Annotated in this window: 6 protein-coding genes; 4 read left to right on the top strand and 2 right to left on the bottom strand. The window is 60.6% G+C overall.

The window, feature by feature from the left end:
• Positions 1-119: 119 nt before the first annotated feature.
• Both HYE77_RS16470 and htpX read left to right on the top strand, forming a co-directional pair.
• Complete coding sequence (locus HYE77_RS16470; RefSeq protein ID WP_003209058.1) at positions 120-1,331, top strand: pyridoxal phosphate-dependent aminotransferase; 1,212 nt, start codon at positions 120-122, stop codon at positions 1,329-1,331.
• A 314-nt stretch (positions 1,332-1,645) separates the two neighbouring features.
• A complete protein-coding gene (gene htpX, locus HYE77_RS16475; RefSeq protein ID WP_003209055.1) occupies positions 1,646-2,533 on the top strand; it encodes a protease HtpX in 888 nt (295 codons plus the stop codon).
• Positions 2,534-2,584: 51 nt separating this feature from the next.
• Here htpX and HYE77_RS16480 read toward each other — a convergent pair whose 3' ends face one another.
• Entirely contained in the window at positions 2,585-3,241 is a 657-nt protein-coding gene (locus HYE77_RS16480; RefSeq protein WP_177069003.1) for a thiopurine S-methyltransferase, read from the bottom strand.
• A 102-nt stretch (positions 3,242-3,343) separates the two neighbouring features.
• Between HYE77_RS16480 and HYE77_RS16485 the strand changes: the two genes are divergently transcribed.
• A complete protein-coding gene (locus HYE77_RS16485; protein WP_177069004.1) occupies positions 3,344-4,111 on the top strand; it encodes a class III extradiol ring-cleavage dioxygenase in 768 nt (255 codons plus the stop codon).
• Positions 4,112-4,180: 69 nt separating this feature from the next.
• Here the strand turns inward: HYE77_RS16485 and HYE77_RS16490 are convergent, their stop codons facing one another.
• Positions 4,181-5,854: a DEAD/DEAH box helicase gene (locus HYE77_RS16490; RefSeq protein ID WP_003209050.1), complete on the bottom strand. Its 1,674-nt coding sequence runs from the start codon at positions 5,852-5,854 to the stop codon at positions 4,181-4,183.
• A gap of 423 nt (positions 5,855-6,277) precedes the next feature.
• Between HYE77_RS16490 and HYE77_RS16495 the strand changes: the two genes are divergently transcribed.
• Complete coding sequence (locus tag HYE77_RS16495) at positions 6,278-7,069, top strand: crotonase/enoyl-CoA hydratase family protein (RefSeq protein WP_177020704.1); 792 nt, start codon at positions 6,278-6,280, stop codon at positions 7,067-7,069.
• Positions 7,070-7,176 lie beyond the last annotated feature (107 nt).

The following is a 7,176-nucleotide window of genomic DNA, read 5'->3' on the forward strand; positions in this document are numbered from 1 at the left end:
GCCAGTCTGGCACCCGCGTTACCGGCATTCAAACGTATTTATGGGTCAGGCCAACGCAGGATTCTCAGCACGGTAGTCTTCACACCGTCTGGATCGTTCATTTTCAGGATCACATCGCCATGCAGGTCAGCAAATCGAACAAGCTCGCCAACGTCTGCTACGACATTCGCGGCCCGGTGCTCAAGCACGCCAAACGCCTGGAAGAGGAAGGCCATCGCATCCTCAAGCTGAACATTGGCAACCCGGCACCCTTTGGTTTCGAAGCGCCGGACGAAATCCTCCAGGACGTGATCCGCAACCTGCCTACCGCCCAGGGCTACAGCGACTCCAAAGGCCTGTTCAGCGCGCGCAAGGCCGTCATGCAGTACTACCAGCAGAAGCAGGTTGAAGGTGTCGGCATCGAAGACATCTACCTGGGCAACGGCGTGTCCGAGCTGATCGTCATGTCCATGCAGGCCCTGCTCAACAACGGCGACGAAGTGCTGGTTCCGGCTCCCGACTACCCGCTGTGGACCGCCGCCGTAACCCTGGCCGGTGGCCATCCGGTGCATTACCTGTGTGACGAAGGCGCCGACTGGTTCCCGGACCTGGCCGACATCAAGGCCAAGATCACCCCGAACACCAAGGCCCTGGTGATCATCAACCCGAACAACCCCACCGGCGCCGTCTACTCCAGGGAAGTTTTGCTGGGCATGCTCGAACTCGCGCGCCAGCACAACCTGGTGGTGTTTTCCGATGAGATCTACGACAAGATCCTCTACGACGACGCCGTGCACATCTGCACCGCCTCCCTGGCGCCGGACCTGTTGTGCCTGACCTTCAACGGGCTGTCTAAATCCTACCGGGTGGCGGGCTTCCGTTCCGGCTGGATCGCCATTTCCGGCCCCAAGCACAATGCCCAGAGCTACATCGAGGGCATCGACATGCTGGCCAACATGCGCCTGTGTGCCAACGTGCCGAGCCAGCACGCCATCCAGACCGCACTGGGCGGCTACCAGAGCATCAACGACCTGGTGCTGCCACAAGGCCGCCTGCTGGAGCAGCGCAACCGCACCTGGGAACTGCTGAACGCGATTCCCGGCGTCAGTTGCGTCAAGCCGATGGGGGCGCTGTATGCGTTCCCGCGGATCGACCCGAAAGTGTGCCCGATCCTCAACGACGAGAAGTTCGTGCTCGACCTGCTGCTGTCGGAAAAGCTGCTGGTGGTCCAGGGTACGGCGTTCAACTGGCCGTGGCCGGATCACTTCCGGGTGGTCACCCTGCCGCGGGTGGATGACCTGGAGATGGCCATCGGTCGCATCGGCAACTTCCTGAAGTCCTATCGCCAGTAATGGGCATTGCGCTGTGCGGCCCACCCGTGGTCGTACAGCGATTATCTGGCAACACTTCTCTGCCCTGCGCGGGCGGTATCGCCTTTTACACCTGCCGGCTCCACCCTTGCTCGGGCATCACCCTATAATTACAGGGCTGCAAGGTAATGGGGCGAGGCTGCCGAGCCACACCAGGCATCGGAAATTCCCTTCAAGGCTCTACATTCAGGCTGTAGGACACAGTTTGAAATAGTCCCCCGGTTGAATAGCCCCATGCCGCACCTTATATACCCCGCAGTACGCGACATATTAAGCATGAGGAGAATTCTACAACCATGATGCGCATTCTGCTGTTCTTGGCCACTAACCTGGCGGTCGTGCTGATTGCCAGCATCACGCTGAGCCTTTTCGGCTTCAATGGGATCATGGCGGCCAACGGGGTTGATCTGAACCTCAATCAGCTGCTGATCTTCTGTGCGGTCTTTGGTTTTGCCGGGTCGATTTTCTCGCTGTTCATCTCCAAGTGGATGGCGAAGATGAGCACCAGCACCCAGATCATTACCCAGCCACGCACCCGTCATGAGCAATGGCTGCTGCAGACCGTCGAGCAACTGTCCCGCGAAGCCGGGATCAAGATGCCTGAAGTCGGGATCTTCCCGGCCTATGAAGCGAACGCCTTTGCTACCGGCTGGAACAAGAACGACGCCCTTGTGGCCGTCAGCCAGGGCTTGCTGGAGCGGTTCTCGCCCGACGAAATCAAGGCGGTGCTGGCCCACGAGATCGGCCACGTGGCCAACGGTGACATGGTCACCCTGGCGCTGGTCCAGGGCGTGGTGAACACCTTCGTGATGTTCTTCGCGCGGATCATCGGCAACTTCGTCGACAAGGTGATCTTCAAGAACGAACAGGGCCAGGGCATGGCCTACTACGTGGCGACCATCTTCGCCGAACTGGTACTGGGCTTCCTCGCCAGCTCGATCGTGATGTGGTTCTCGCGCAAACGGGAATTCCGCGCAGACGAAGCCGGCGCACGCCTGGCCGGTACCGGCGCGATGATCAGCGCCTTGCAGCACCTGCGCTCCGAACAGGGCTTGCCGGTGCACATGCCGAACACCCTGACCGCCTTTGGCATCAACGGTGGCATCAAGCAGGGCATGGCTCGCCTGTTCATGAGCCACCCGCCACTGGAAGAGCGAATTGACGCACTGCGTCGTCGCGGCTGACAGCGACAAGAAGAAGGGGCGATTCAATCGCCCCTTTTTTGTGGGCGCTCTTCAGCGCCTGGCCAACCGGTACACCCGCTCGTCCAGGCGCGTGACGCCGTCCTGAACAAACTTCCAGCTGTCCCCCAGGATGTCCTGCTCCTGCAGCACATCCAGGCTCCACCGGCCGCCCAGGAGCAATTGCACTTCCTCATCGCTCACCGCGAACGGCGGGCCGGCCTTCTGCGACTGCTCATAGTCGAGGGTGATCAACAGGCCACGACTGCCTCCCGCCAGAATCCCATTCAAGTGCGCCGCATACTGCTCGCGCATCAACGGTGGCAGGGCAATCAGCGCCGCCCGGTCGTAAAGCGCTGTGCAACCAACCACGGCACCGGCATCCAGGGCGAAGAAATCCCCGCACCACAGCTCGATGGAACCCGCCTGGAAAACTTTGAAAGCGCCGCGCTGGCTGACCTGCGGCATCAGCTCCTGCTCGCTGAAAAACTCTTCAACGGCCTTTTCCGACAACTCGACCCCGATCACCCGATGCCCGATGCTCGCCAGCCACACCAGATCCAGGCTCTTGCCGCACAACGGCACCAGCACCTGCGCCCCGTTCGCCACGCCCAGGCCGGGCCAGTGACGCAGCAGGTAAGGATTCACTTCGGGCAAGTGGAAACCCGTCTGATTGCGCGCCCAACGCTCATGCCAAAATCCAGGTTCCATGATTCACCCTAAAACTTGATCAAATAGCGCTAAAACTTATATTAGATTTAGATCAATGATCTGATTGAAGATGGTCCCATCTTAACCCTCAGGACCCTACTCATGCTGCCCAGCCTGTTTATCTCCCACGGTTCGCCCATGCTTGCCCTGCAACCCGGTGCCAGTGGCCCGGCACTCAAGCGCCTGGCAGCCGAGCTGCCACGCCCCAAGGCCATTGTGGTGGTCTCGGCGCACTGGGAAAGCCAGGGGCTGCTCGTGACTGGCAGCGCCGCACCAGAGACCTGGCACGACTTTGGCGGCTTCCCACGGGAACTGTTCGCGGTGCAGTACCCGGCCCCCGGTGACCCGCAGTTGGCCGCCCAAATCGTGCAGTTGCTCAAGGCTGACGGCCTGGAAGCGCGCATTGATGATCAGCGCCCCTTCGACCACGGCACCTGGGTGCCCCTGTCGCTGATGTACTCGGCGGCCGATATCCCGGTGGTGCAGGTATCGCTGCCAAGCCGCATGGGCCCTGCCCTGCAAACCCGTGTCGGCCACGCACTGGCGAGCCTGCGGGAACAGGGCGTGCTGCTGATCGGCTCCGGCAGCATTACCCACAACCTCGGCGAACTGGACTGGCATGCCGGGCCGGAGAGCATCGAGCCCTGGGCGCGGGATTTTCGCGATTGGATGGTCAGCAAACTGGCAGCCAACGATGAAGCCGCGCTGCACGACTATCGTCGCCAGGCACCTCATGCCGTGCGCAGCCACCCCAGCGACGAGCATTTGCTGCCGCTGTATTTCGCCCGGGGCGCCGGCGGTGAATTCAGCGCAGCCCACCAAGGCTTCACCATGGGCGCGCTGGGCATGGACATCTACCGTTTCGCCTGATTGCAGGCAAAAAAAATCCCCGAACCAGTCGGGGATTTTTTATGTTCGATCAATCAGCTCAAGGGCGGATCAATCTTCGCGGTAGCGACGCAGCTTCAACTGCTTACCGGCAACGCGGGTGTCCTTCAGCTTGGTCAGGAGTTTCTCCAGGCCATCTTCCGGCAGCTCCACCAGGGAGAAGCTGTCACGCACCTGGATGCGACCGATCGCTTCACGTGCCAGGCCACCCTCGTTGAGGATAGCGCCCAGCAGGTTCTTGGCAGCGATGCCATCACGCGCGCCCAGCGCGGTACGGCAGCGAGCACGGCCTTCAGCCAATGGAACCGGAGCACGACGCTCACGATCACCACGGTCCGGACGGTCGCCAGTACGCTCTGGGCGATCACCGCGCGGAGCGTTGTTCGGCACCAGTGGACGTTCTTTCTCGATGGCAGCCAGGGTCAGGGCCTGACCGTTGGTAGCCTTGCGCAGCAGGGCTGCAGCCAGGGCACGCGGGGTGCAACCGATATCGGCAGTCAGGCGGTCCAGCAGATCGCCGTGGGTCGATTCAGCATCAGCCACCAGTGGCGACAGGCTGTTGGTCAGTTTCTTGATGCGCGCATCGAGAACGGCCTGGGCATCCGGCAGGCGGACTTCGGCAACTTTCTGACCGGTTACACGCTCGATCACTTGCAGCATGCGGCGCTCACGTGGAGTCACCAGCAACAATGCACGACCTTCGCGACCAGCACGGCCGGTACGGCCGATACGGTGAACGTAGGACTCTGGATCGTAAGGCATGTCAACGTTGAACACGTGGGTGATACGTGGAACGTCGAGGCCACGGGCAGCAACGTCGGTCGCCACAACGATGTCCAGACGGCCATCCTTGAGGGAGTCGATCACGCGCTCACGCTGGTTCTGGGCAATGTCACCGTTCAGCGCAGCGGCTTTGTAGCCTTTGGCTTCCAGGGCGCTGGCCAGGTCCAGGGTCGCTTGCTTGGTGCGCACGAACATGATCAGGGCGTCGAAGTCTTCGACTTCCAGCAGGCTCAATACAGCCGAGGTCTTCTGGTCAGCGTGAACCAACAGGTGAGCCTGTTCGATCGCGGTAACGGTCTGAGTCTTGGTCTGGATCTTCACGTGTTGCGGATCGCGCAGATGGCGTTCGGCAATGGCACGGATCGACTGTGGCAGGGTAGCCGAGAACAGTACGGTCTGACGGGTTGCTGGCAGTGCCTTGAAGATGACTTCCAGGTCGTCCATGAAGCCCAGCTTGAGCATTTCGTCAGCTTCGTCCAGAACCAGGTGGTTCACGGTCGACAGCACTTTTTCGTCGCGACGCAGGTGGTCGCACAGACGGCCCGGAGTGGCGACAACGATCTGTGCGCCGTTACGGATTGCTTTCAGTTGTGGGCCCATAGGCGCGCCGCCGTAAACGGCCACAACGGTAACGCCCGGCATTTGCTTGGCGTAGGTTTCGAAAGCGGTTGCTACTTGCAGCGCCAACTCACGGGTTGGCGCCAGGATCAGGGCTTGCGGCTCGCGCTTGGCAGGATCGATGCAGTGCAGGATTGGCAGGGCGAACGCGGCGGTTTTACCGGTACCGGTTTGCGCTTGGCCAATCATGTCTTGGCCGGCCATGATGATCGGGATCGATTGCTGCTGAATAGCCGAAGGTTCTTCGTAGCCAGTCGCGATGACGGCAGCAAGAATGTTCGGGTTAAGATTAAAAGCGGCGAAGCCGCCGGTTTCCTGGGTCATGGGTCTGCCTCTAAGTGCATCCGCAAAGACCCATGCTCCAAAGCTGCGCATGCCGTGTTGAGACTCAAGAGTCGCCCTGGCTGCTTTGTCGGCGGGGATTTGCGAAAACGAATGAATGAAAAAGATTCGTCAAGGAAGAGTCCGCTGTGCGGACGTGCAGCCGAAGCTGACTTCGGGGAATTGCGCTACCTAAACGCGGCCCGGTTAAAGGCCGGCGCGCACTATACCGGAAATCGCTGAAAAAGGGAGCTTTTTTTATCGCAAACCGCAGGTAAACGCCTCTGCATCAAAGGCTTTGCGCATCCAGGCAGCAGGGTCTATTTTTCAAAGGCCCGGCCCTGTTGGTCATGACGCTTAAACGGTTCACCCTTAACAGCGGGCCCTTCGGTCCGAAACCTCCCTTTGCGCCCGAGGGCACACCCCATGAACCAAGCCACCAACAGCCGCGTCAGCCGTGAACAGCAGGGTCATATCCTGTTGCTGGGGCTGGATCGCGTGGCCAAGCGCAATGCGTTCGACCTGGAATTGCTCAATGATTTGAGCCTGGCGTATGGCGAATTTGATCGCAATGAGGAAGCGCGGGTGGCCATTGTCTTCGGGCATGGCGATCACTTTACCGCCGGATTGGACCTGGCCAATGTGGGGCCCACGATGGCACAAGGCTGGCAACCGCCGTTGGGTGGTTGTGATCCGTGGGGCGTTTTCGCGGGGCCCCGGGTCAGTAAGCCGGTGATTGTTGCGGCTCAGGGGTACTGCCTGACCATTGGTATCGAGTTGATGTTGGCGGCGGATATCAATCTGTGTGCCAGCAATACCCGGTTTGCGCAGATGGAAGTGCAGCGCGGGATTTTTCCTTTTGGGGGCGCGACGTTGCGCTTTCATCAGATCGCGGGGTGGGGGAATGCCATGCGCTGGTTGCTCACGGGGGATGAGTTTGATGCCCATGAAGCGCTGCGGTTGGGGTTGGTGCAGGAGGTGATGGCCAGCGAGGATTTGTTGCCCCGGGCGGTGGCGCTGGCAAACCGCATTGCCCAGCAGGCGCCGCTGGGGGTGCAGGCCACGCTGATGTCGGCGCGCCAGGCACGGATCGAGGGGGAGACCGCGGCGGCGGCCGGGTTGCCCGTTTTGGTGGAGAAACTGCTGAATAGTGAGGATGCCAAGGAAGGTGTACGGGCGATGGTCGAGAAGCGGCCTGGGGTTTTTAAAGGCTGTTGATTGTGGAGGGGGCTTGGGGCGGGGTACATATCCGTTATTTAGGTAACGGCCACTATTGGTTCCGCTCTTACAGCGGCTCACTTTTGAACAGCGCAAAAGTAAGCAAA

This window comes from Pseudomonas sp. IPO3774 (genome assembly GCF_013386835.1).
Lineage (GTDB): Bacteria > Pseudomonadota > Gammaproteobacteria > Pseudomonadales > Pseudomonadaceae > Aquipseudomonas.

Excerpts from the sequence above, each read along its gene's own strand:
- HYE77_RS16470 (WP_003209058.1), top strand. The coding sequence starts at position 120 with ATGCAGGTCAGCAAATCGAACAAGCTCGCCAACGTCTGCTACGACATT.
- htpX (WP_003209055.1), top strand. The coding sequence starts at position 1,646 with ATGATGCGCATTCTGCTGTTCTTGGCCACTAACCTGGCGGTCGTGCTG.
- HYE77_RS16480 (WP_177069003.1), bottom strand. The coding sequence starts at position 3,241 with ATGGAACCTGGATTTTGGCATGAGCGTTGGGCGCGCAATCAGACGGGT.
- HYE77_RS16485 (WP_177069004.1), top strand. The coding sequence starts at position 3,344 with ATGCTGCCCAGCCTGTTTATCTCCCACGGTTCGCCCATGCTTGCCCTG.
- HYE77_RS16490 (WP_003209050.1), bottom strand. The coding sequence starts at position 5,854 with ATGACCCAGGAAACCGGCGGCTTCGCCGCTTTTAATCTTAACCCGAAC.
- HYE77_RS16495 (WP_177020704.1), top strand. The coding sequence starts at position 6,278 with ATGAACCAAGCCACCAACAGCCGCGTCAGCCGTGAACAGCAGGGTCAT.